Annotated in this window: 21 protein-coding genes, 1 tRNA gene and 2 pseudogenes; 9 read left to right on the top strand and 15 right to left on the bottom strand. The window is 74.0% G+C overall.

All coding sequences use genetic code 11. The features are described from left to right. The first annotated feature begins 326 nt into the window (after positions 1-326). Positions 327-584: a DUF3040 domain-containing protein gene (locus GA0070621_RS16365; protein ID WP_089005849.1), complete on the top strand. Its 258-nt coding sequence runs from the start codon at positions 327-329 to the stop codon at positions 582-584. Positions 585-629: 45 nt separating this feature from the next. On the opposite strand, the gene GA0070621_RS16370 is transcribed toward GA0070621_RS16365, so the two are convergent. After that, the gene (locus GA0070621_RS16370; protein ID WP_091196586.1) at positions 630-1643 is read right to left on the bottom strand and encodes an SWIM zinc finger family protein; all 1014 of its coding nucleotides are present in this window, start codon (positions 1641-1643) and stop codon (positions 630-632) included. Continuing rightward, complete coding sequence (locus GA0070621_RS16375; protein ID WP_091196590.1) at positions 1640-4945, bottom strand: DEAD/DEAH box helicase; 3306 nt, start codon at positions 4943-4945, stop codon at positions 1640-1642. The genes GA0070621_RS16370 and GA0070621_RS16375 overlap by 4 nt, the downstream gene beginning before the upstream one ends. Positions 4946-5008: 63 nt before the next feature. Here GA0070621_RS16375 and GA0070621_RS16380 point away from each other — a divergent pair, with 63 nt between their 5' ends. Beyond that, on the top strand, positions 5009-5881 hold the full coding sequence (locus GA0070621_RS16380) for a carbohydrate kinase family protein (protein ID WP_091196593.1): 873 nt from the start codon (positions 5009-5011) through the stop codon (positions 5879-5881). 6 nt (positions 5882-5887) lie between these two features. On the opposite strand, the gene GA0070621_RS16385 is transcribed toward GA0070621_RS16380, so the two are convergent. Continuing rightward, entirely contained in the window at positions 5888-6409 is a 522-nt protein-coding gene (locus GA0070621_RS16385; RefSeq protein ID WP_091196596.1) for a DinB family protein, read from the bottom strand. 82 nt (positions 6410-6491) lie between these two features. Between GA0070621_RS16385 and GA0070621_RS16390 the strand changes: the two genes are divergently transcribed. Next, a complete protein-coding gene (locus GA0070621_RS16390; protein WP_091196599.1) occupies positions 6492-6698 on the top strand; it encodes a hypothetical protein in 207 nt (68 codons plus the stop codon). Positions 6699-6800: 102 nt separating this feature from the next. On the opposite strand, the gene GA0070621_RS16395 is transcribed toward GA0070621_RS16390, so the two are convergent. Then, positions 6801-7964 (bottom strand): polysaccharide pyruvyl transferase family protein, encoded by a 1164-nt coding sequence (locus GA0070621_RS16395; RefSeq protein ID WP_091196601.1) that lies wholly within the window; start codon positions 7962-7964, stop codon positions 6801-6803. A 70-nt stretch (positions 7965-8034) separates the two neighbouring features. Then, entirely contained in the window at positions 8035-8499 is a 465-nt protein-coding gene (locus tag GA0070621_RS16400; RefSeq protein ID WP_167666974.1) for a TetR/AcrR family transcriptional regulator, read from the bottom strand. Between GA0070621_RS16400 and GA0070621_RS30920 the strand changes: the two are divergent. The 3 genes and pseudogenes from GA0070621_RS30920 to GA0070621_RS16415 all read left to right on the top strand — a co-directional run. Beyond that, positions 8489-8635 (top strand): annotated as a pseudogene (locus tag GA0070621_RS30920) (dihydrofolate reductase family protein); the annotation flags it as partial. The gene GA0070621_RS16400 and the pseudogene GA0070621_RS30920 sit on opposite strands and share 11 nt — an antisense overlap. Positions 8636-8771: 136 nt before the next feature. Further along, positions 8772-9275, top strand: a complete 504-nt coding sequence (locus tag GA0070621_RS16410; RefSeq protein ID WP_091196603.1) for a SigE family RNA polymerase sigma factor — start codon at positions 8772-8774, stop codon at positions 9273-9275. Next, on the top strand, positions 9272-10636 hold the full coding sequence (locus tag GA0070621_RS16415; RefSeq protein ID WP_091196606.1) for a TolB family protein: 1365 nt from the start codon (positions 9272-9274) through the stop codon (positions 10634-10636). Before GA0070621_RS16410 ends, GA0070621_RS16415 begins: the two co-directional genes overlap by 4 nt. Here GA0070621_RS16415 and GA0070621_RS16420 read toward each other — a convergent pair. From GA0070621_RS16420 to GA0070621_RS16435, 4 genes are all read right to left on the bottom strand, one after another. Then, positions 10608-11405 carry an alpha/beta fold hydrolase gene (locus GA0070621_RS16420; RefSeq protein ID WP_091202511.1) on the bottom strand — a complete coding sequence of 266 codons (798 nt, stop codon included), beginning with the start codon at positions 11403-11405 and terminating at the stop codon, positions 10608-10610. The genes GA0070621_RS16415 and GA0070621_RS16420 overlap by 29 nt on opposite strands. A gap of 271 nt (positions 11406-11676) precedes the next feature. Then, the gene (locus GA0070621_RS16425; RefSeq protein WP_091196609.1) at positions 11677-13155 is read right to left on the bottom strand and encodes an NCS2 family permease; all 1479 of its coding nucleotides are present in this window, start codon (positions 13153-13155) and stop codon (positions 11677-11679) included. 277 nt (positions 13156-13432) lie between these two features. Further along, positions 13433-14050, bottom strand: a complete 618-nt coding sequence (locus GA0070621_RS16430) for a hypothetical protein (RefSeq protein WP_157740004.1) — start codon at positions 14048-14050, stop codon at positions 13433-13435. 339 nt (positions 14051-14389) lie between these two features. Next, the gene (locus GA0070621_RS16435; protein ID WP_157740005.1) at positions 14390-14992 is read right to left on the bottom strand and encodes a hypothetical protein; all 603 of its coding nucleotides are present in this window, start codon (positions 14990-14992) and stop codon (positions 14390-14392) included. A gap of 52 nt (positions 14993-15044) precedes the next feature. Between GA0070621_RS16435 and GA0070621_RS31290 the strand changes: the two are divergent. Beyond that, positions 15045-15287 (top strand): annotated as a pseudogene (locus tag GA0070621_RS31290) (tyrosine-type recombinase/integrase); the annotation flags it as partial. An 82-nt stretch (positions 15288-15369) separates the two neighbouring features. Here the strand turns inward: GA0070621_RS31290 and GA0070621_RS16445 are convergent. From GA0070621_RS16445 to GA0070621_RS16465, 5 genes are all read right to left on the bottom strand, one after another. Continuing rightward, positions 15370-15444, bottom strand: a tRNA-Val gene (locus GA0070621_RS16445). 82 nt (positions 15445-15526) lie between these two features. Further along, a complete protein-coding gene (locus GA0070621_RS16450; protein ID WP_091196620.1) occupies positions 15527-15994 on the bottom strand; it encodes a peroxiredoxin in 468 nt (155 codons plus the stop codon). Between the two features lie 76 nt (positions 15995-16070). Beyond that, positions 16071-16508, bottom strand: coding sequence for a DUF3052 domain-containing protein (locus GA0070621_RS16455; protein ID WP_091196623.1), 438 nt, complete (start codon positions 16506-16508; stop codon positions 16071-16073). Between the two features lie 113 nt (positions 16509-16621). Continuing rightward, positions 16622-19111, bottom strand: coding sequence for a thiamine pyrophosphate-dependent enzyme (locus tag GA0070621_RS16460; RefSeq protein ID WP_456237997.1), 2490 nt, complete (start codon positions 19109-19111; stop codon positions 16622-16624). Between the two features lie 276 nt (positions 19112-19387). Further along, complete coding sequence (locus GA0070621_RS16465) at positions 19388-19870, bottom strand: MarR family winged helix-turn-helix transcriptional regulator (RefSeq protein ID WP_091196628.1); 483 nt, start codon at positions 19868-19870, stop codon at positions 19388-19390. A gap of 94 nt (positions 19871-19964) precedes the next feature. Here GA0070621_RS16465 and GA0070621_RS16470 point away from each other — a divergent pair, with 94 nt between their 5' ends. Together GA0070621_RS16470 and GA0070621_RS31200 are read left to right on the top strand one after the other, a co-directional pair. Further along, positions 19965-20546, top strand: coding sequence for an NADPH-dependent FMN reductase (locus GA0070621_RS16470; RefSeq protein ID WP_091196632.1), 582 nt, complete (start codon positions 19965-19967; stop codon positions 20544-20546). Between the two features lie 67 nt (positions 20547-20613). Beyond that, entirely contained in the window at positions 20614-21435 is an 822-nt protein-coding gene (locus GA0070621_RS31200) for a helix-turn-helix domain-containing protein (RefSeq protein WP_091202512.1), read from the top strand. A 23-nt stretch (positions 21436-21458) separates the two neighbouring features. On the opposite strand, the gene GA0070621_RS16480 is transcribed toward GA0070621_RS31200, so the two are convergent. After that, positions 21459-21863 carry a YjbQ family protein gene (locus tag GA0070621_RS16480; protein ID WP_091196635.1) on the bottom strand — a complete coding sequence of 135 codons (405 nt, stop codon included), beginning with the start codon at positions 21861-21863 and terminating at the stop codon, positions 21459-21461. Positions 21864-22000: the final 137 nt, after the last annotated feature.

Below are 22000 nucleotides of genomic sequence, written 5' to 3' on the forward strand. Positions count from 1 at the left end.
GCCGAGGGCACTTAAGACGATGCTCAGGCCGGGTGCCGGGCGGCCCGTACCGGCCGGTCCGGGCGGCGGGGCCCCAACCAGGCCGAACACGGACAGCGGGCACCGGTGCGTAACGTTTTCGCCCCTCTCGGCGCTGTTCGCGCCCTTCGAGGGCTCAGGCAAATTTAAGGCGCGGATAAGCCCGTGCTGAGGCGGTCCGTCCGGAAGATCCGCACCGGGCACGCGCTGCCCGACTCAATCGAAAGTAGCGGTAGCAGCGGCGCGTGACCCGCCGCCGTTTCGGGTATGCCGCCGAACCGCTGAAGCCGTGAGGGGAAGGACCCGCCATGCTCAGCAAAGAGGATCAGCGCAGGTTCGAACAGATCACCCGTCAGTTGCGGGAGAGCGACCCGCAGTTCTTCGCCCGGCTGGACGACCGGGCCCGGGCCCGCCGAGGCCGGTACCTGATGCTGTTGACGATCGTACTGTGGGCCTCGCTGCCCGCGATGACCGTGCTCGCCGGGCGGCTGGCCGGCGCGATCTGCGCGGTGGTGCTGCTGGCCAACGCCGGATTCATGTGGCGGTTCAGGCGGCGCTGGCTATGACCGCGCCGACCGTCCCGTCCGCGCCGGGACACCGGGCGACCGGGGTCAACGCGCCGAGGGGTCCGGGTCCGCCGTCGGGCGGCGGCCGAATTCCCGGTACGCCCGGCGGAGCCGCTCGACGAGGCCGGGGCCGCCGATCGCCGCCCCCGGCGGCCCGAGCTGGCGCAGCAGCAGCTCCGGCCCGGTCGCCAGGGTGGGTGGCCGGTCGGGCAACGACACCGGGGACAGCCAGAACCGATCCACCGCGTCGGCCAGCGGGGCCGGCGGCAGCCCGCCGAGAACCCGCTCGGCGCCGGCGACGGGAGGTTGGTGGTGGCGCTCGGCGCGCTCGTCGGCTCCGGACCGGTCGACCGCCGGGCCAGCCGGTCCGCCCGCCGCCGTCCGGTCGACCGACCTGCCGGCCCGGGCGACGACCGACCCGCCGGTTGCGCCGCCGGCTGGGACGGCGGCGCCGCGCAGCGTACGCAGCCGGGCGAGCAGCTCGGCCCGGCTCCGCCCACGCCAGTGCAGGAGCTGGAACGGGTCGGCGTCGAACGCCTCGGCGAGCAGGTAGAAGCTGGCCGCCAGGTGTTTGCACGGGACCGCGAAGTCGGGGCAGCCGCAGTGCTGTGCCAGCTCGGCCACGTCGGTCGGAAAGAGCGGCGCGCCCGCCGCGACGAACAGCTCCTCCAGTTCGGCCGGCAGGTCGCCGGCGAGCAGCCGGGCACTGAAGAACGCCTGCCCGGCCAGGTCCGCCTCGATCCGCTCCCACACCTCGTCCGGGTACGCCGCCAAGCCGATCCGCACCGGGTACGGCTTCGGCCGTGAGCCCTGCACGTCGGCGGTGACCAGCCCGGGGGCGACGTCGAGCCGAAGCACCTGTCCTCGGCGCGCGTACGCCCGGCCCCGGGTGAGCCGGGTGCCGAGCGCGAAGGACTCCAGCACCTCCAGGAACCGCCGAGACCACCAGGAACGCCCGATCGCGCCCCGGGTGCTGCGCGCCCGCAGGCCGCCCTCCACCCGCCGGGGCGGCCCGAACTCGTCGAACCGGCGGGCCGGTCGTTCGTCCGGAGTGGTCACTCCACCACCGCCCCGGCCTCCAGCGCGAACAGCTCCCGCAGCGTCTCGGTGGAGAGCTCGGTGACCCACTGCTCGCCGCTGCCCACCACCCGCTGCGCCAGGCTGCGCTTGTCCGCGATCATCGCGGCCACCTTCTCCTCCACCGTGCCGGCGCACACGAACTTGCGTACCTGCACCCGGCGGCGCTGGCCGATGCGGAACGCCCGGTCGGTGGCCTGGTCCTCGACCGCCGGATTCCACCAGCGGTCCACGTGCACCACGTGGTTCGCCGCCGTCAGGGTCAGCCCGGTGCCGCCGGCCTTGAGCGACAGCACGAACAGCGGCGGCCCGTCCGGCGACTGGAACCGGGTCACCATGGCGTCCCGCTCGGCCTTGCCGACCCCGCCGTGCAGGTAGAGCACCTCCCGGCCGGTACGGGCGGACAGGTGGCCGCGCAGCATCCCGCCGAACTCGGCGTACTGGGTGAAGAGCAGGGCCTTCTCCCCCGCCGCGAGGACCTCGTCGACGATCTCCTCAAGGCGTTCCAGCTTGCCGGAACGGCCGGTCAGGGCAGATCCGTCGTGCAGCAGCTGCGCCGGGTGGTTGCAGACCTGCTTGAGTCGGGTCATGGTGGCCAGCACCAGCCCACGGCGTTCCATCCCGTCGCTGGACTCGATCTTCGCCATCATGTCGTCGACCACCGCCCGGTAGAGCGCGGCCTGTTCGGCGGTGAGGTTGCAGAGCACCTCCATCTCCAGCTTCTCGGGCAGGTCGGAGATGATCGACGCGTCGGTCTTGAGCCGACGCAGCACGAACGGGCCGGTGATCCGGCGCAGCCGGTCGGCCACCTCGGCGTCACCGTGCCGCTCGATCGGCTCGGCGAACCTCTTCCGGAACGTGGCGGCGGGGCCGAGCAGGCCGGGATTGGCGAACTGCATGATCGACCAGAGGTCGGCGAGCCGGTTCTCCACCGGCGTACCGGTGACCGCGACCCGGTGCCGCGCGGGCAGTGACCGGACCGCCTCGGCCTGCCGGGTCGCGGCGTTCTTGATGGCCTGCGCCTCGTCCACGACCACCCGGTGCCAGTCGATCCCGGCCAGGTCGAACGCGTCCCGCCCGGCCACCGAGTAGGTGGTGAGCACCAGGTCCGCCGCGTGCACGGCCGCGGCGAACTCCGCGCCCCGGGCCCGTTCGGCCCCGTGGTGCACGTGTACGCGCAGCCCCGGCGCGAACTTCGCCGCCTCCCGCTGCCAGTTGCCGACCAGCGACATCGGACAGACCAGCAGGGTGGGCCCGGCCTCCGGCAGGTCCCCGGCGAGCAGGGCGAGCAGTTGCACCGTCTTGCCCAGCCCCATGTCGTCGGCGAGGATCCCGCCCAGCCCGAGCGACTGGAGGAACGCCAGCCAGGCCAGCCCGCGCCGCTGGTACGGCCGCAGCGTCCCGACGAACCCGGGCGGCGGGTCGGCCGGGATGAGCCGCCGCTCCGCCTCCCCCGCCAGCAGTTCGCCCAGCGCGCCGTCGGCGGTCACCTCCAGCACCGGCAGCTCGTCGGGGCGCTCGGCGCCGGCCAGGCCCATCCGCAGCAGGTCGGCCACGGTCAGCTCACCGGCCGAGCGGAGCAGCCGCAGCCCGGCGGCGAGCCGCTGCGGGTCCAGCTCGACCCAGCGGCCCCGCAACCGGACCAGCGGGGACTTCAGCTCGGCCAGCGAGGCCAGCTCCTCGGCGGTCAGCGGCTGGTCGCCGAGGGCCACCTCCCAGCGGTAGTCCACCACGGCGTCCAGCCCGAGCCCGCCGGAGGCGGCGGCGACCGCACCCGGGGCGGTACGGCTGCGCGCCCGCAGCCGGGCGCCGAGGCGCGCCGAGGACCGCCGCCACCAGGACGGCAGCAGCACCCCGAAACCGGCCGCGTGCAGCACCGGCGCGCCTTCGCGGAGGAACCGGTGCGCCCCGTCCGCGTCCAGGTCCGTGCCCTCCGGCGTGGCGGTCCGCAGCGCGTCCTCCAGCTCCGGCCAGAGCCGGCTGGCCCGGCCCAGTTCGGCGAGGAGCGTCTCCTGCGGGTCGACCCCGCGCCCGGCGAGCGCGGGCGTCGGCCCTTGCCAGACCTGGGCCGCGTCGACCACCAGGCCCGGCTCGTCGGCCGGGTGCAGACCGAACTCGACCCGCCAGGAACCCCCCTCGACCAGCTCGGCCACCGGGTCGACGTCCGGCTCGACCAGCCGGAAGGCGGCCCGTACCGCGCCGCCGGCGGCATCCCGCTGCCAGGCGTCCAGCTCGGTGCGGAGGGTGGCCAGGGCGGCCGGTTCGGCGGCGAAGCCGCGTTCCGGCCCGGCGAGCGCGGCCAGCCAGCGGGGCACCGGCCCGCCCGGCCGCATGCCCCGGTGCAGCGAGACGTCGGCGAGGGCGGCCCGGGCGGCGGCGTCGGTCAGCGCGTCCAGCGCGGCGGCGACCAGTTCCCCCGGCTCGGCAACGGCCGACGCCTCGCCGGCCCCGGTCACGGCCCGGTCACCGCCGAGCGCGTCGGCCCGGGTGACGGCCCGGGCGGCACCGTCAGCGTCGGCATGGGTGACGGTCCAGTCGACGGCGGCGCGGGCTGCCGGAGGCAGGGCCAGGGCGAGCGAGCGCGCCCAGGCCGCGTCCGTGCCGGTGAGCAGGGGCCGCCAGACCGTCCAGGCGGTCACCACGTCCGCGTCGCCCACCGGGCGCAGGTGACGCCGGGACCGCCCGCCGTCCGCCACGCCCCGCCCGGTCCGGCTCCGGCCGGTGAATTCGGCCCACCCGGTCGGTGAGCCCGGGCCGGCCCCGGCGGTGGCGAACACATCCGGCGGCGGCGCGGGGGTCGCGTGATCGGCGGAGCCGGGAGCCGGATCGGCCAGGCCGGGCAGAACCCGGCCGCGGGCGACCAGGTCGGCGGCGAAGTCGGCCAGCTCGGCCAGGTGACGCAGGCTCGCGCCGGCCACGGCGTCCTTGGGGTCGAGCGTCCGGAGCAGGGCGAACGCGGCGTCCGGGGCGTACGCGAGGGCGGGCACCCGCCACCCGGCGAGGGTGACCGGGCCGCGCACCGGCTCGTCGACGGCGGCCCGGACCAGCTCCGGCGAATCGACCGGCGAGCCGGCCCGGGTGGGCAGGGTGAGCAGCACCGACGCCGGTTCGGCGGGCGGGTCGCCGAGCGCGGCGGCGAGGCTGCCGTGGTCGGCTGCGAAGGGGTGCGGGCGCTCGCGCGGGGGGCGCCCGGGGCGGCGGGGGACGCGGGACGGCCGGGTGTTGTCCTCGGCCCAGACGGCCAGCCCGACACCGGACAGCCACAGCCCGTGGATGACCAGCACGCACTCCCCCTCGACGACGCCCGGGGCCAGGATAGGCCGCCCCGGACGGCTAGTCTCGGCGGCGTGGTCGATCTGCTCGTGATCGGTGGCCTGGGGGTCGACATCCGCGCCCGGGTCGCCGCGCTACCGCTGCCAGCCGCCGACTCGCTGACCGTACCCCCGATCGAGCTGCGGATCGGCAACACCGGCGCCGGCGTGGCGCTCGCCGCGCACGCCCTCGGCCTACGGGTGGTGCTGGTCGACGTGCTCGGCGCCGACCCGGCCGGCGACGTGGTCCGGGCGGCGCTGGCCCGCACCTCGGTACGGACCGTGCTGGCCGACGCCCCGGCCGGCACCCGCCGGTCGGTGAACCTGGTCGACCCGGCCGGCCGCCGGATGTCCCTCTACGACCCGCGCCCCTGGACCGGCCCGACGCCGTTCGCGGAGACGGAGCTGACCGCGCTGGTGCGGGACGCGGCGCACGTACACGTATCGATCATGGATTGGGCGCGGGACGCGCTGCCGGCGTTGCGCGCGGGCCTCGGCGCCGGCGCGGCCCTCTCCACCGACCTGCACGACTGGGACGGCGAGAACGACTACCACCGCCCCTTCGCCGAGGCGGCCGACCTGGTCTTCGTCAGCGACGTCCGGCTCGGCGACCGGGCCGGGAAGGTCGCCGCCGGGCTGGCGCCACGGACGGTGCTGGTGACCGGCGGGGCGGCCGGCGCGACCCTGCACGGGCCGGACAGCCCGCCGGCGCGGGTGCCCGCGGCGGCTCCGCCCGCCCCGGTGGTGGACACCAACGGCGCGGGCGACGCGTTCGCGGCCGGCCTGATCGCCGCCCGCCTGCGCGGCGCGTCCCCGCTCGACGCGGCCCGGTACGCGGCCCGGGTGGCCGCCGCCGCCTGCACCCACGACGGGATGGAGTATCCGCCCGGCCTGCTGCCCGGCGACTGAGCCCGGTCAGAGCACCCCGGTCTCGCCGTCGGTCAGCTCGCGGAGGATGTCGGCGTGCCCGGCGTGCCGGGCGGTCTCCTCCACCAGGTGGATCAGCACCCAGCGCAGCGACACCTCGCCGAGCTGCGGGTGCGGCACGACGTGCGCCAGGTCGAACCGGGCGGCCACCTCCCGGGACCGGGCGCAGGCCGCCGCGTACGCCGTGGCCAGCGTCTCGACCGTCTCGCCCGGTTCGAGGGTGAAACTGGCCGCCGCCTCCTCCTCGCTGGTGAGGTAGACGTCGTCCGGTCCGGGCGCGAACAGCGCCGGGAACCAGTTCCGTTCCACCAGGGCCAGGTGTTTGAGCAGGCCGGCCAGGGTGGTCAGGGACGGCACCAGCCGGCGACTCGCCTGCGCGTGGCTGACGCCCCGCACCTTGCGCAGCACGATGGCGCGGTGGAAGTCGAGGAACGATTCGAGTACGGCCCGCTCGTCGCCCGTACGGGCGAGGACCGGACCGAGCGTGGGGTCGATCGTCGGGTCCGCCATTCCCGGACCCTAGTCGGGGGCCGGCGGGCCCGCTGCCCCGCTATCCGCTGCGGCCCGCCCTGCGCCGGGGCAGGATGAGCCCATGGCTTCCACGGTGCAGATCCCCCTGGTGGGCGGCACGGCCGACGGCGAGACGGTCACCGTCGAGCTGGACAGCAACGGTCGCCCGCCGCTGACCCACCACCACCTCGGCGCCGAGGGGCTGGCCGGGGCGCAGATCTACGAGCTGGAGGCGGCCGACCACCGGGGCCGGCCCTGGATCTACACCTGGCGCGGCCCGGCGGTCTGAGCCGGCACCGACCGGGCTGACGCCCGGATTGAGCCGGAACCGACCGGGCTGACGCCCGGATTGAGCCGGAACCGACCGGGCTGACGCCACCGCGCCATCGCGTCAGTGCGGGACCTGCGCCTCGGCGGCCCGGGACAGGGCCCGCGAACGGATGCTCTCCAGCACGCCCCGGGTGACCTGGGAGGTGGCCCGGGCCTGGTCGCACGCCTTTGCCACCAGTTGGGCGGTCTGCTCCGCCCGCGAGTCCCGCTCGTCCCACAGCCGGTCCACCTCGGCCAGCAGTGGGCCCTCCACCTCGCGTTCCACCCCGCGCAGCGCCGGCACGCCGAGCCGCTGGGCCAGGTCGAAGACCTTCCCGGCGTACGGCAGGGGCAGGAACGGCGTGCCGGCCATGGCGGCGAAGATCAGGAAGTGCAGCCGCATGCCGACCGCCAGGTCGAAGTGGCGCATCAGGCCGAGAACCTGCCGGGGCGTGTAGTCGCCGTGCAGGATGCGCCCCCGCTCGGCGGCGGTCATGTGCGACATCACCCCGTGCGAGTGCCGGATGTCGTCGCGTTCCATCGGCACGAAGAGCACGTACGCGTCGATCCGGTGCACCAGGAAGTCGCCGATCTGGGCGAGCAACCGGTGATAGCCGTCGATGTCGAGGCGCTCCGCGGCCCGGCCCGGCTCGCGTACGCTCAGCCCGACCAGCCGTTTTCCCGACGGGACGCCCTCCTCGCGCAGCCAACTCGCCGGGAAGTCCTCCGGTTCGAGCAGGAACGCGGGGTCGGCGGTGACCGTGATCGGGTTCAGCAGACCGGCCTCCTCCAGCACCATCCGGGACTCCTGGTCCCGTACGGTCACCTCGGTCGCCCCGGCCAGGGTCTCCCGCACCATCCCGGTGTCCACGCCGTCGCTGAGCGGCCCGACGCCGACCGCGTACGTGAGCAGCGGCAGGCCACGCTCCTGGGCGACCCGGACCACCCGCAGGTAGCGGCGGGCCTCACGGTTGTAGAGGATGCCGCCGCCGCCCAGGATGAGCAGGTCGAGGTCGGCCAGGATCAGCGACGAGTCGGCCCGGCTGACCCCCTCCCAGGGCACCGCCTCCACGTCCGGATGGGCCAGCGCGGTGTGCGCCGGGTTCCGGGAGAAGACGATGATCCGGGCATTCGGCTCCAGGTGCCGCAGGTCGGACAGGAGACCGGTGAGGATCGCCTCGTCGCCGAGGTTGCGGCCGCCGTACGAGCCGAGCACGCCGATGGTCAGTCCGGCGTCATCCGTCATCCGTCGCCCCTCCCCAGACGCGTTCCGTGCCGGTTTCCCGCTGCGCCGGTGGACATACCTGGGGTAGCGGTCAGCCGCCCGCGCCGACCAGACGGGTGACCAGGGCGGAAACCACCTGGTCGATGTCGAACCCGGCGTCTATCGAGGTGGTCAGCTGGTCGAGCAGGAGCCCGTCCACCGCGTAGTGCAGCAGGGACACCTCGAACGCCCCGCCGGGCAGCCCGGCCGCGACGTGGAACGCCACGTCGTCGGCGTACCCCCGGCGGAGCACGTCGCCGAGGGCGCGCCGCAGCTCGGGCCGGCGGGACGCCTCCAGCCGCAGCTCGAACAGCGCCCGGGTGAGGTCCGGTTCACGGGTGGTGCGCTCGACGACGTACCGCAGATAGTCGGTCATCAGCGCGAGCGACGGTTCGCGCCGCCCGAGGTCGGCCAGCACCACCGGGTCGGGCGCCATCCGGTCGAAGATCCGCTCGGCGAGGGCGGCGAGCAGCGCGGCCCGCGACGGGAAGTAGTTGGAGGCGGTGCTGGTGGTCAAGCTGAACCCGATCGTGGCTGGCAGCGGCATCCCGCTGGCCGACCGGGGCTTCGCCCCGCACCGGTTCACCCTGGTCGAGGCGCGCCCGTTCGACAGCGGGCTCGTCATCCTCCGCTACGCCGCCGCGGCGCGTTGATCGGCTTCCTCCTCGACGGATCCCGGCTCCCGCCGCCGCCCGGCAGCCCCGCCGGCTCCCCTGACCGTCCGCCCGGGAGACTCGCCCCCAACCATTGCGCGTACGGGGTGCGTTTGAACATGGCGAGGGGGTGGGCATGTCGGAGACGTTCCACGAGTTCGTGGTGCAGCGGTCGGCCGCGTTGTCGCGGACCGCGTACCTGCTCACCGGGGACCACCAGCTCGCCGAGGACCTGTTGCAGAGCGCGCTGGCCCGGACGTACCGGCACTGGCGGCGGATCCGCGGCGGCGACCCGGAGGCGTACGTGCGCCGGGCCATGTACCACCAGCAGGTCTCCTGGTGGCGCCGCCGCCGGGTGGTGGAGCGGCTGGCCCCGGAGCCGGTCGAGCGGGGCGGCGGCGACCACGCGGACACCACCGCGCTGCGACTCAGCCTGGTGGACGCGCTGCGCCGGCTCACCGCACGGCAGCGGGCGGTGGTGGTGCTCCGGTTCTACGAGGACCTGACCGAGGCGCAGGTGGCCGAGGCGCTCGGCTGCTCGCTGGGCACGGTGAAGCGGCACGGGCACGAAGCCCTGCGCCGGCTCCGGGACTTCGTCCCCGATCTGGTGGAGCGGTTGCCGGAGAGGAGCGCGCGGTGAGCGTACGACTGCGGGAGGCGTTGCGGGAGACGGCGGCCGACGTGCCCGCGTACCAGGTGCATGAGCGGGCCGTGCGGACGGCGCGGCGCACACGGCGGCGGATGGCGGCGGGGATCGCGGCGGTGCTGGTGCTGGTGGCGCTGGTGCCGCTGGGCGCCGGCGCGGGCGGATCGGCGGCGCCGGCCGGCTCGGACGGCCCGGCGCTGCCCGACCGGATCGGTCTGCCGGCGATCGGCGCGCTGCACGCCACCGATTGGCCCCGACTGGGTCCGGCGTCGGTGATCTTCAGCGGCCAGGCCCGCGGGCTCACCGGGCTGATCGACGAGAACGGCACCATCGGCATCGTCGGGGCCGACGCGGATCGCTACCGGACCCACCAGGTGGGGTACGAGACGCCGGTCGGCGAGGAGGTGCTGCTCTCCCCCGACGGCCGGCGGATCGCCGTGCCGCGCTACCGCTGGTCGACCGAGCGTTCCCGGATCGAACTGGTGGACCTGGTCGACGGGGCGGTACGGCCGCTGCCCAGCGTGGTGCCCGACAGCAGCGGCACGCTGCCAGCTGGCTGGGCCCCGGACGGGAAGTCGCTGGTGGTCCGGGACGTCGTCCGGGCCAACCCAGAGGGCAGCGCCTACCGGGACGTGCTCAGCCTGGTGCGGCTCGACACCGGACGCGCGGTGCGGCTGGCCGAGGGCGAGCAGCAGCCGGTCTTCGGCACCCCGGTCGCCTTCACCGCCGACGGGACCCGGCTGGCCTACCAGGTCGGCAACGAGGTCGTCGTCGCCGGCGTGGACGGGCACCGGCTCGCCGCTTTCCCGGTGTCGATCGACGAAGGGCTGGCCGGCAAGGGGGCCTGGCTGCCGGACGGCGGCCTGGCCCTGGTCACCCGGGAACCGGACAGCAACCGCTGGCGGCTGCGCCGGGTCGACCCGGCCAGCGGCCGGGACCTCGGCCGGCTGGAACTGCCCGCCGTCGAGGACGTCACCACCATCCGGCTGCTCGGCTGGCGGCCGGACGGCTCCGCGCTGGTGGTCGCGTACCGGCCCGAGCCGAACTCGCCGGCCCGCTTCGACCAGCCGCTGGAGATCGGCCAGCGGACCTCGTACGGCAACGTGCGGAGCATCCGCGTGCTCGCCCTGGCGCCGGGCGCCGCCGCGCCCACCACCGTGCTCACCGCCCCGGAGCAGGTGCTCGCGATCGACGTGGCGGACAACGTGGTGCAAGCCGGCCGGGTCCGCGCCGCCGACCCGCCTTGGGGGTTGGGCGGCCGGTCCTGGTGGTGGGGCGGTCTGGCGGCGCTGGCGCTGCTCGGGTACCTGGGGATACGTCGGTTGGTCAGGCGGGCGCGCGGACCTCGTGGGTGAGGAACGGCAGGGCGGCGGCGGGCAGCGCCGGTGACCCGACGATGTCGTAGTGGGTCAGGCCGGGCAGCACGGCCAGCCGGGACGCCGGCCGGTCGCTGCCGTCCCAGCCGGCATCCCGGTGCCCGCCGCCGAGCAGCCCGTAGAACTCCGCCATGTGGCTGACCGGGATCGAGTCGGCGTCGGCGAAGACCAGCAGCACCGGCAGGGCGAGGGCGGCCACCTCGGCGGACCAGTCGTAGTCGCGGCGCAGCAGCTCGCCGGTCTTGGCCCAGAGCCTCGGCCAGTCCTGCGGGCGCGGCGCCACCTTCTCGTACAGCTCGTGGGGCGGGGTGCCGCGCATCTGCTCGCCGACCCGCTCGTCCTGGGCCGCCATCGCGGCCAGCACCTCCGGATACCAGCCGCCCCGCCGGAACGCGGTGGAGACCAGCACCAGGCGGCGGACCCGGTCGGGATGCTGGATCGCGGTACGCAGGGCCACCCCGCCGCCGAGCGAGTAGCCCAGCACGTCGGCCTCGGGCAGGTCGAGGTGGCGCAGCAGCGCGCCGATGTCGTCGGCCATCGACTCGTAGCGCAGCGGGCGGTCCACGTCGGCGGTGCGGCCGTGGCCCTGGAGGTCGACCGCGATCACCTGCCGGCGCGCGGTCAACGCGGGCAGGATCGGGGCGAACATCTCCACCGACCCGTAGCCGCCGTGCAGCAGCACCAGCGGCCGGCCGGTCCCGTGGAACTCGTACCAGAGCCGGACCCCGTTGACGTCCGCGTAGCTCATCCGGGTCACCTCCGTCGGTTCGGACCAGCTTCCCGCACCCGCCAACCGTCGGTGGCCGCTTCGGAGGCGGAACGTCGACGCCGCGTCGTACCCATCGGTCCACCGATGACCACTTCCGAGCGCGGCGATCGGCGGTCCATGACCTCATCTCCCCTGCGCCCACGGCGGTCGCGTGCCCGCGCGACGACGGCACTCTAGCGCCCATGATCCAGATACGCCGCGCCCCCGCTGCCTCGGGCCAAGGGGCAGCGGGGGCGCGACGAGGATCCGGTCAGCTGACGCCGGTGACCGCCTTGACCAGGTTGATCCCGAAGTAGACCACGAACGCGGCGGAGACCGCCCACATCAGCGGGTGGATCGTCCGGGCCTTGCCCTGCGCCACCCGGATCGCCACCCAGCTCACGAAGCCGGCGCCGATGCCGTTGGTGATCGAGTAGGTGAAGGGCATGAGGGTCATGGTCAGGAACGCCGGGACCGCGACGCCCACGTCGGTGAAGTCGATGTCCTTGACCTGGCGGATCATCAGCGCGCCGACGATCACCAGGGCCGGGCCGGCGGCCTCGCTCGGCACCAGCGACACCAGCGGGGTGAGCAGCAGCGCGCCGAGGAAGAGGACGCCGGTGACCACGCTGGTCAGGCCGGTACGTCCACCGTCGGCGATGCCCGAGGAGGACTCGACGTACGTGGTGGCCGAGGAGGCGTTGCCCGCGCCACCGGCGACCGCGGCGACACCGTCGACGAAGAGCACCTTGCCCAGCCGGGGCATGTCGGTGCCGTCCGAGTTGGTGAGGCCGGCCTGCTTGGCCAGGCCGACGGTGGTGCCCATCACGTCGAAGAAGTCCGCGAGGACCAGGGTGAAGACCAGCAGCAGCGCGGTCATCACGCCGACGTGGGCGAACGAGCTGAACGACACGTTGCCGAGCAGGTGCAGGTCGGGCGCCTTGATCAGCGGGTCCGGCAGGGTGGGGACGTTGAGCCGCCACCCGCCCGGGTTGGGCGTGCCGTCGGGGAGGAAGGCCCCGCCCGGCTTGGCGAAGGCGTTGACGATCGCCGCGGCGACGGTGGTGACCACGATGCCGATCAGGATGCCGGCCTTCACTTTGCGGGCGACCAGGATGCCGGTGAGCAGCAGGCCGACCAGGAAGATGACCGTGGGCCAGCCGCGCAGCGTGCCGTCGGCGCCGAGCTGCACCGGCACGCCCTCGCCGGCCCGGACCAGACCACCGTCGACGAGGCCGATCATGGCAATGAACAGGCCGATACCGGCGGCGATGGCCGCCTTCAGCGGGGCCGGGATGGCCCGGAAGACGGCCTTCCGGAAGCCGGTCAGCACCAGCACGGTGATGATCAGCCCCTCGATGACGACCAGGCCCATCGCCTCGGCCCAGGTCATCTGGGAGGCGACGGCGTACGCGACGAAGGCGTTCAAACCCAGGCCGGTCGCCACGGCGAACGGCACCCGGCCGACGACACCCATCATGATCGTCATGACCGCCGCGACGAGGCAGGTGACCCCGGCGACCGGCCCCATGCCGAGCAGGTTGTTGTCCTTGTCGGGCGCGGTGCCGATGATCAGCGGGTTGAGCACGACGATGTACGACATCGCCGCGAAGGTGGTGATCCCGGCGAGCACCTCGCGCTTGACCGTCGAGCCCCGGCGGGTGATCTCGAAGAAGCGGTCGAGGCGGCCGCGCTCGGCGGGTTCCGCCGACTCGACCGGGGCAGCGGGTTCCTGCGTAGACACGCTCATGGCGTGGCCTTACTCCGTTCCGGGTTGGCCCGCCGGACGCGCCGGTCGGGCGGTGGGGGTGCAGTCGTCCCGATTCGGTTGGCCCGGAGAACGTCGGAACGGCTGGGCTCCACGGATCCCCGTGAAGCACTACGAAGCCGCACCCCGGTCGGGGAGCGACTTCGCGCCTCCAGCTTAACCGCCGGGTAACGACAGATGACCGGCCCCTGCCCTTACCAGCGCAGGGCGGGTGGGCAAGGTCACGCCCGGTGCCGACGCCGGGGCGACCTCGGGCCGGTCAGTCGGGGCAGGGGCCGGCGAAGAGCGAGACGACGACCCGCACCGGCGGGGCACCCTCGGCCGTGACGTCCAGCGGCACGCAGCGGCGCCCCTTGACGAAGAAGCCGCCGACGAACCAGGTGTCGTCGTCCGGGCAGGCGGAGAACCGCACCCCCGCCACCGGTCGGTACCCCCATGCCTGGCCGTACTTCAGGCCGGCGTAGCCGCGGGCCTCGGGGCCGATCATGACCGTCACGGTCGCACCGGCCTGGATCCCGACCCCGATCTTGTAGTGGCCGCCGTCGGTGTCCTGGTAACCGAAGGCCGCCGGATCTCCGGTCGCCATCGCCTTCAGGCCCCGCCAGACCACCGGACCCACGACCACGTCGTCGGGGCCGGACGGGGTCGGCGTCGGTTCGGACATGTGCGCCTCGCCGGGCACGCAGCGGACCGGCCGGGGAACCTCGTCCGCCTCGGGGCCGGTCGCCAGGGTGGCCGCGTCAACCGTCGTGCTGGCGGACGCCGCCGGGCTGGTCACGGCCACGGCCGGCCGGTCGGCGCGGCCCTCCGGCGTGCAACCGGTGACCACCAGAAGCGCGGTGACACCCGCGAGGGTCCCGCCCACCTCTCTCCGCATCGCCGACCTCCCGCCTACACCCTAGGGAGCCCGTCAACTCGGGTGCCGGGACGGATGCGTCGCCGGAGCGTACGGGAAATCGGGCCACGCCGAGCGGCGGTTGCGGCAACGCGGGCCCCAGGGAGACGAGCATCGGCACCCCCGGGTACGGCCGACGCGGCGCTGACCGTCGGTGCCGTCGACAAGTCCGACAACCTCGCCGCGTTCTCCCGCCGCGGCCCCCCGCATCGGCGACTGCGCGGTCAAGCAGGAGATCACCGCGCCACGTCCTGGCGCGGCCGACGGAGCGGCATGATCGTGAGGTCATGTGCCTCGATGGCCCTGTCTCGGTTGTGCGGCCTACTGGTACGTCAGCGGCAGATACCGCTCCCGGCCGCTCTGCTCAGTCGTCTGCGTGAACCCGGCCGCCTCCAGGATCGCGGCGAACCTAGCCCGTTTGCGTCGACGAACGGAGACCAAAAATAGGGTGACAGCCATCAGCGCCGCCCAGGCGACGGCGGCGACGGTCGCGGCGACGGTGGGGGACGTCCCTCCTAGCCCGAGCCGCACACCGAGGATCACGCACAGCACGGTGAGGACGAGATAGAGGAGCATCGTTCGCTGCTTGTCGGTGTGCCAGCCCTCGAGGTCGTAGCTGATACGGGCCTTGAACAGTTCCAGCACGTCGGCAGGCACGGGGGGCAGTGCGCCCCCGGTGGCGGCATCCGGGTACCGCACTCGGTTCCGCTCGGCCCTTTCGCGGGCCTGCGGATGGGGGTCGGGTACGAAGAACATCTGCGGCCCGTTGCGGTGTCGCTGCCGTGTGTCCGCGTACGCGTAACCGAACTGCTCGGCAACAGCGGCCATTAGGGCGAGTGAGCGCAACGTGGCCACCTGCTCGACCTCCACCGGCTGCCCGCCGGCCATCTTCCGCAACATCTTCCGCACGTGCCGCTGTCCCACCAGCGATCCCCCATCACCTCGTTGATCAGACTCGCACAGCCTCTCGCCCGGGAACCTGACCCGGCACTTCTACAGTGTTCGTGATCGGGCAGGACTGCCAGGCATCCGGTTCCACGATCTTCGGCACACCTGCCTGACGCTCCTGCTCAGCCTCGGGACACCGCCCCACATCGCTCAGGCCGTCGCCGGCCACTCACCCGTAGACGCCACCATGATGGTCTACGCCCATACCGGGATGTCCGAACAGACGGAGGCCCTGCGGAGGCTGGGCGAAGCGTTCGATCCGAGCAACTGATGTCAGAGTTGGATGTCAGGCGCTCCGCCCGCCCCAGCAAAGTCGCTCGGGTGCGGGCGGATTTGCCTGTTCAGGTGATACGTGGTGGGCGCGGCAGGTTTCGAACCTGCGACCCCTCGCTTGTAAGGCGAGTGCTCTCCCACTGAGCTACGCGCCCGGAACGCCCGTACGGCGGGCCGGAGTTCGGCAAGCTTACCTGCCGGCCTCCGGCCCGGTCGAACGGCGTGCCTGGGGTGGGATCAGGCGGCGACGGCCTCGGCCAGGGACTTGCGCCAGCCCTGCTGGTCCCGGGCCTCGCCCGGCATGTTCATCTCGGCGAACCGGACCACGCCGTCCTTGTCGATGACGAAGGTGCCCCGGTTGGCGATGCCCGCGACGTCGTTGAAGACGCCGTACGCCTGGGCCACCGCGCCGTGCGGCCAGAAGTCGGCCAGCATCGGGAACTCGTAGCCCTCCCGGTCGGCCCAGATCTTGTGCGCGTACACCGAGTCGACGCTGACGGTCAGCACCTGGACGTCGTCGTTGACGTACTCGTTGAGGTTGTCCCGCACCTCGCAGAGCTCGCCCTGGCAGATGCCGGTGAAGGCGAGCGGGTAGAACACCAGGAGCACGGTCCGCTTGCCGCGGAAGTCGGAGAGCCGGACCTCCTGGTTGTTCTGGTCCTTGAGCACGAAGTCCGGCGCCTCGGCGCCAACCTCGATGGGCATGCGAACTCCTTGGGTCGAGTCTGGGTTGATCAGCCTGCCACACCCGGCGACGGGCGCCGCCGGGTGGCATACGGGGCTACTTCCGGCTCTTTGACCCGCGCCGGAGCACGAGGCGGGCACCGCTCCAGTCCCGACCCGCGTTGATCGTCGAGGTCTGCTGGAGGCCGGCGGTCTGGGCGCTCTCCGCGACCTCGCTCGGCTCGACGTGACCGTCCCGGCCGGCCTTGGGCGTCAGGAGCCAGACCACCCCGTTGTCGGCCAGCGGCCCGAGTGCGTCAACGAGGAGCTCGAAGAGGTCACCGTCGCCGTCCCGGTACCAGACGAGAACGGCGTCGACCACCTCGTCGGTGTCCTCGTCGACCAGCTCTCCACAGCGGTCGGTCAGGGCGTCCCGGAGATCCTGGTCGACGTCTTCGTCGTAGCCCATCTCCATGACGACCATCCCCGGCTCGATACCGAACCGGTCCGCCAGGCTGCGTACCCCGTCGGCGGCCTGACCAGCGGTCGCGCTCACTGTCGCGTGCCTCCTCATCTTCATACCTGCTCGCGGCGTCGTCCGACGCCGTCGCGCCAAGTCCACACAGTTTGTGGCCCCCCGCGCAAGTGGCGCACCGGGTGGAACGGAATTTACCGTGCCAGCAACGTACGGGCACCCTGGGTAATGGCTTCCTCGGAGACCAGAACCTGACGGGCTGCCGGACCTAATGGTACAAAACAGTCAAGCCCGGCCACTCGTCGCGCCGCACCGACGTATCCGCCGTCCACCAGCGCGGCGATCACCCCCTCGCCCACCCCGCCCGAGCGACGGGTCTCGTCCACGACCAGCACCCGTCCGGTGGCCGAGGACTCCCGGACGATGTCGGCCACCGGCAGCGGGGCGAGCCAGCGCAGATCCACCACCCGGCTGCCGATCCCCTCGTCGGCGAGGGTGGCCGCGGCCCGCAGCGACATTCGCACCCCGTTGCCGAAGGTGATGATCGTAAGGTCCTCGGCGGAGCCGACCCCGTACACCCGGGCCCGGCCGATCGGCACGTGGCGCGCGGCCCAGGCGCCCGGCTCGGCGTACTCGCCCAGCCATTCGCCGTCGCCGTCGGCGTAGAGGTCCCGGGTGTGGTAGAGCGCGATCGGCTCCAGGAACACACAGACGGTCCCGTCCACCGCCGCGGCGGCCAGGCACGTCCGGAGCATCGGCGCGGCGTCGTCCGGCCGGGCCGGCACCGCGATCACCAGGCCCGGCACGTCCCGGAGCACGGCCACCGAGTTGTCGTTGTGGAAGTGCCCGCCGAACCCCTCCTGGTAGGCCAGCCCGGCCACCCGGACGACCATCGGGTTGCGGTACGCCCCCCGGGAGAAGAACCGCATGGTCGCGGCCTCGCCCCGGAGCTGGTCCTCGGCGTTGTGCAGGTACGCCAGATACTGGATCTCGGGCACCGGCAGCATCCCGGCGACGCCGGCGCCCAGCCCGAGCCCGAGGATCGAGGTCTCGTCGAGCAGCGTGTCGAAGACCCGGGCCGCCCCGAACCTGTCCCGCAGCCCCTTGGTCACCCCGTACACCCCGCCCTTGGCGGCGACGTCCTCGCCGAAGACGGCCATCCCCGGATGGTCCAGCATCCCGTCGGCGAGCGCCGCGTTGATGCTCTGCGCCAGGGTCAGCGGCCCGGCCAGTTCCGGCGGCTTGCCGCCGAACGCCTCGGCCCGGGCGCCCGCGTTCGGCCCGGCCGCACGGGCCGCCGCGTCGGCCACCGCCCGGGAGACCCGGACCGGCCGGCGCGGGGCCAACTCCGCCACCACCTCGGCCGGGGACGCCAGTTTCGGCTCGTCGAGCACCTCCTCGGCGATCCGGCGGACCTGCCAGCCGCGCTCGTCGTACCGGGCGAGCAACTCCTCGCCGGTGGCGTAGCCCGCCGTCACCAGCAACCGCGCCGTGGCCAGCAACGGATCACGCGCCAGGTCCGCGGAGATCTCGGCCGGGCTCCGGTACGCGCTCTCCGCGTCGGCCCCGGCGTGGCCCATCAGCCGTACGGTGGTCAGGTGCAGCACCGCCGGCCGCCGGTGCCGGCGTACCCAGCCCGCCGCCTGCTCCGCCACCCGGTACACCTCGACCGGATCGGTGCCGTCGGCGGCGAAGTACCGGATGCCCGGCCTGGACCGCAGCGTGGACTCGACCCAACCCTTCGGCGAGCGCACGCTGATGCCGAGCCCGTTGTCCTCGCAGACGAAGAGGACCGGGATACGCAGTCCGGTGTGGTCGTACCAGCCGGCCGTGTTGAACGCGGCGGCGGCGGTGGCGTGGTTGACCGAGGCGTCCCCGAACGAGCAGACCACGATCGCGTCCGGCGGCCACGGCGAGGCGGCGGCGTCCCCGCCGGCCTCGGGCACCGCCGCGCCGGGCCGCCGGCCGCCGCCGACGCGGCGCAGCCGTTCCAGGGCGAGCCCCATGCCGACCGCCCGGGGCAGGTGGGACGCGATGGTGGAGGTCGTCGGGATGACCGCGAGGTCGGCCCGGCCGAACACCTTGTGCCGCCCGCCGGCGATCGGTTCCCGTGCCGAGGCGACCATGCCGCGCAGCACGTCCCGCGCCGCCTGCGCGTACCCGTCGCCGGGATCCGGTGCGGGCAGCGCCGGCCCGGCCGGCCCGGCCTCGCCGGTGGCCGCCACGGCCACCCCGGCAGCGGCCGGCGAGGGCACCGGCTCGGGGTCGTCCGGCGTCTCGCCCGACCTGGCGGGTGTGGCACCCAGGGCCGGCTCACCGGCGTCGGGCGCGACATCCACCTCGCCGTCCGGCCCGGGCGACGGATCGGCGGCCGGGGTCCCCGTCGGACGGTCGGGGTCGGCGGCCGGGGACGGGCCGGCGGGCGACGACGGCACCTGGTGGTCCGGGTCGGCGGGTTCCGCCCCGTCCGGGCCCGGCGCCTCGGGTTCGGCATCGTCGGGGTCGTCGTCGGGGTCGGCGTCGCCGGCCGGCCTTCCCTCGGCGGGGGCGGCCGGAAAGCCGCCCGCCGCCTGGGCGGCACGGACGCAGTAGAAGCCGCCGGACCGGTAGTGCAGCAGGGCGGGGTCGGTCGGCCGCAGGGCGGCGGCGACCGCGGCGTTGCCCTCGTGGCCCGCCGAGCCGATCGTGTAGTAGCTCTCCCCGAAGGTGCGCAGCCACCGGGCGGCGAGGTCCAGCAGCCGGCTGGTCGCCTGGGCGTCGAACAGGGCCAGTGCCTGCGCTCCGGTCAACGGTCCGCCGTCGGGCAGCCACTCGGCCGGGTCACGGCGCTCGGCCGGCCCGCCGAGCGCGCCCAGCGCCTCCCGGAACCGGTCGTCGAGATCTTGCGGGGTGGTCACGTCGGACAGCATTACCGACGGAGGCTCAGGTCGCCCAGTCGGACACGATCGGACCGATCGGGCTCAACCTTCGCCGCACGGCTCCGGGCAGCCGCCGTCGGAGACCTTCCAGACCAGCTCGCGCAGCGTGGCCAGCTCCCCGGTGGTGAGGCCGCCGAGGAGTCGGGAGTCCGACATCACCTGACACACCTGGCCCCGTACGCGCCGGCCGGCCCCGGTGACCACCAGCGTCTTCTGCCGCCGGTCGGCCGGGTCGACCCGCCGCTCGACCAGCCCCGCCTGCTCCAGCCGGTCGACAAGCGCGGTGACGTTGGACCGGTCACAGCCGAGCTGCTCGGCGAGATCACGCGCGGGCAGCGGACGGTCGGGGTCGAGCGCGTGCAGGGCCCGGGCCGCGGCCGGGGTGAGCCCCAGCCCGGCGATCTCCTCGTCCTGGTGGTGCCGCATCGCGGCGGCGATGTGCAGGATCCGGCGCACGGTGTCCCCGGCCAGGCCGGTGCGGTCGCCCGTGTCGGGGCCGGCGGTGGGAACGGTGGGATGCGCCATGTCTCACATCGTACTTGCGAATCAATAGTGGAGGTGCTCCACTATTGAGCAGCTCACGCAAGTCGCGTCGAGCGCCGTCACTGGAGGCGCACCCATGTCCGAATTCTCCGTCCTGGCCCTCTCCGGCAGCCTGCGCGAGGCGTCGTTCAACACCGCCCTCATCCGCGCGGCGCAACGGCTCGCGCCGGCCGACCTGACCATCGAGCCGTACGCCGGCCTCGGCGCCATCCCGCCGTTCAACGAGGACGTCGAGCCGGTGCCGCCGGCCGCCGTGGTGGACCTGCGGCAGCGGATCGCCGCCGCGGACGCCCTGCTCATCGCCACCCCGGAGTACAACTACGGGGTTCCCGGCGTACTCAAGAACGCCCTCGACTGGGCCTCCCGGCCGAGCTTCCCGATCACCTCGTGGGTCTCCCCCCTCGCCCACAAGCCGATCGCCATCGTCGGCGCGGCCCCGACCGGGATGGGCACGGTCCGGGCCCAGCTCCAGCTCCGCCAGCTCTTCCTCTGGACCGACTCCGCCGTGGTCACCAAGCCGGAGATCATCGTGACCAACGCCCACGAGAAGCTCGCCCAGGACGGCACGGTCCGGGACGAGACCACGGAGGCCCTGCTCCGCACCCTCCTCGACGCCCTGGCCACCAAGATCCGCGTCACCCAACTCGCCGCCGCCTGACCTCCGCCCCACCCTGTTGATCACGAAGTCATGGCTCCGACACGCCGGCCGGGCGGGCGACCACTTCATGATCAACGCGGGCCGGGGAGGAGGAAGGACGAAGGGTGCGGTGGGCGGCGAGCGCGCCGAGGAGCAGCAGGGTGACGGTGAGGGCGGCCGGGGCCTGCGGGGCGCCGGGCAGCGCCAGGTGGAGACCGCCGATCGTGGTGACCCCGAGGACCGCGGCGAGCAGGGTGCCGGTGGAGACCAGGGCGGAGAGCGCCGCCGCGGAGGCGACCGGCACGATTCCGGTGAGCCGGCCGATCAGCGGGCTGAACGAGGCCGCGTGCGCCGCGCCGCCGACCAGCAGCAGCCCGCTGGCGGGCACCCACGGCCAGGCCGCCCGCGACGCCCAGGCCAGCGCCGCCACCACCGTTGCCAGGACCAGCGGCCCCGCCACCGGCAGGACACCCCGGATCCGCTCCGGCAGACGCGGCACCGCCAGGCCGCACAGGGCGAAACCCGAGGCGTACGGGAGGAACGCCAGTCCCGCCGCCGGGGCGGTGAACCCCAGCCCGTCCTGCAGGCGCAGGGTGAGCACGAAGAGGAACCCGGCGTAGCAGCCCATCACCACGCAGCAGGCCGCCAACCCGACCGCCACCCCGGGCCGGCGCAGCACCGCCACGTCGAGCAGCGGATCCCGGCCGCGCCGGGCGCGGCGGACCTCCCCGAGGACCGCTACCGCAACCGGCTGCGGGTCGGGCGGGCGCTGGACCGGCTGGAGGAGGGGGTCGACAGCCTGGCCGGGCTCGCCGCCGAGCTGGGCTTCGCCGACCAGGCACACCTCACCCGCACGGTCCGCGCGCAACTCGGACACACCCCGGGCCAACTGCGCCGACTGCTCGGCTGACCCGGCACCGCCTCCTGCGGGCGTCAGCCGGGGAGGAAGGAGAAGCGGACCTTGCGGGTGGGGTTGTCGCCGTTGGTGTCGACCAGGCAGAGGGACTGCCAGGTGCCCAACTGGAGGCGGCCGCCGAGCACCGGCAGGGTCGCGTACGGCGGGACGAACGCGGGCAGCACGTGGTCGCGGCCGTGACCGGGTGAGCCGTGCCGGTGCCGCCACCGGTCGTCGGTGGGGAGCAGGTCGTCCAGGGCGCGCAGCAGGTCCTCGTCGGAGCCGGAGCCGGTCTCGATGATCGCCAGTCCGGCGGTGGCGTGCGGCACGAAGACGTGCAGCAGCCCGTCCCCCTGGTCGGAGACGAACCGCTCGGCCTCGGCGGTGATGTCCCGAACGGTCGGCCGGGAACCGGTCTGGACGCTGATCACCTCACTGCGCACACCCGCATTCTGGCCCGGCCGGCGCTCCCGCGGGTAACGGGCGGCCCGATATCGCAATGTTACTGGCCGGTACCTGTGTTGAGCGTCGCGTCTGAGGGAGGGAGGCGTGACGGGACGAGCCACGAGGGGGCAGGATG

The organism is Micromonospora narathiwatensis, from assembly GCF_900089605.1.
Lineage (GTDB): Bacteria > Actinomycetota > Actinomycetes > Mycobacteriales > Micromonosporaceae > Micromonospora > Micromonospora narathiwatensis.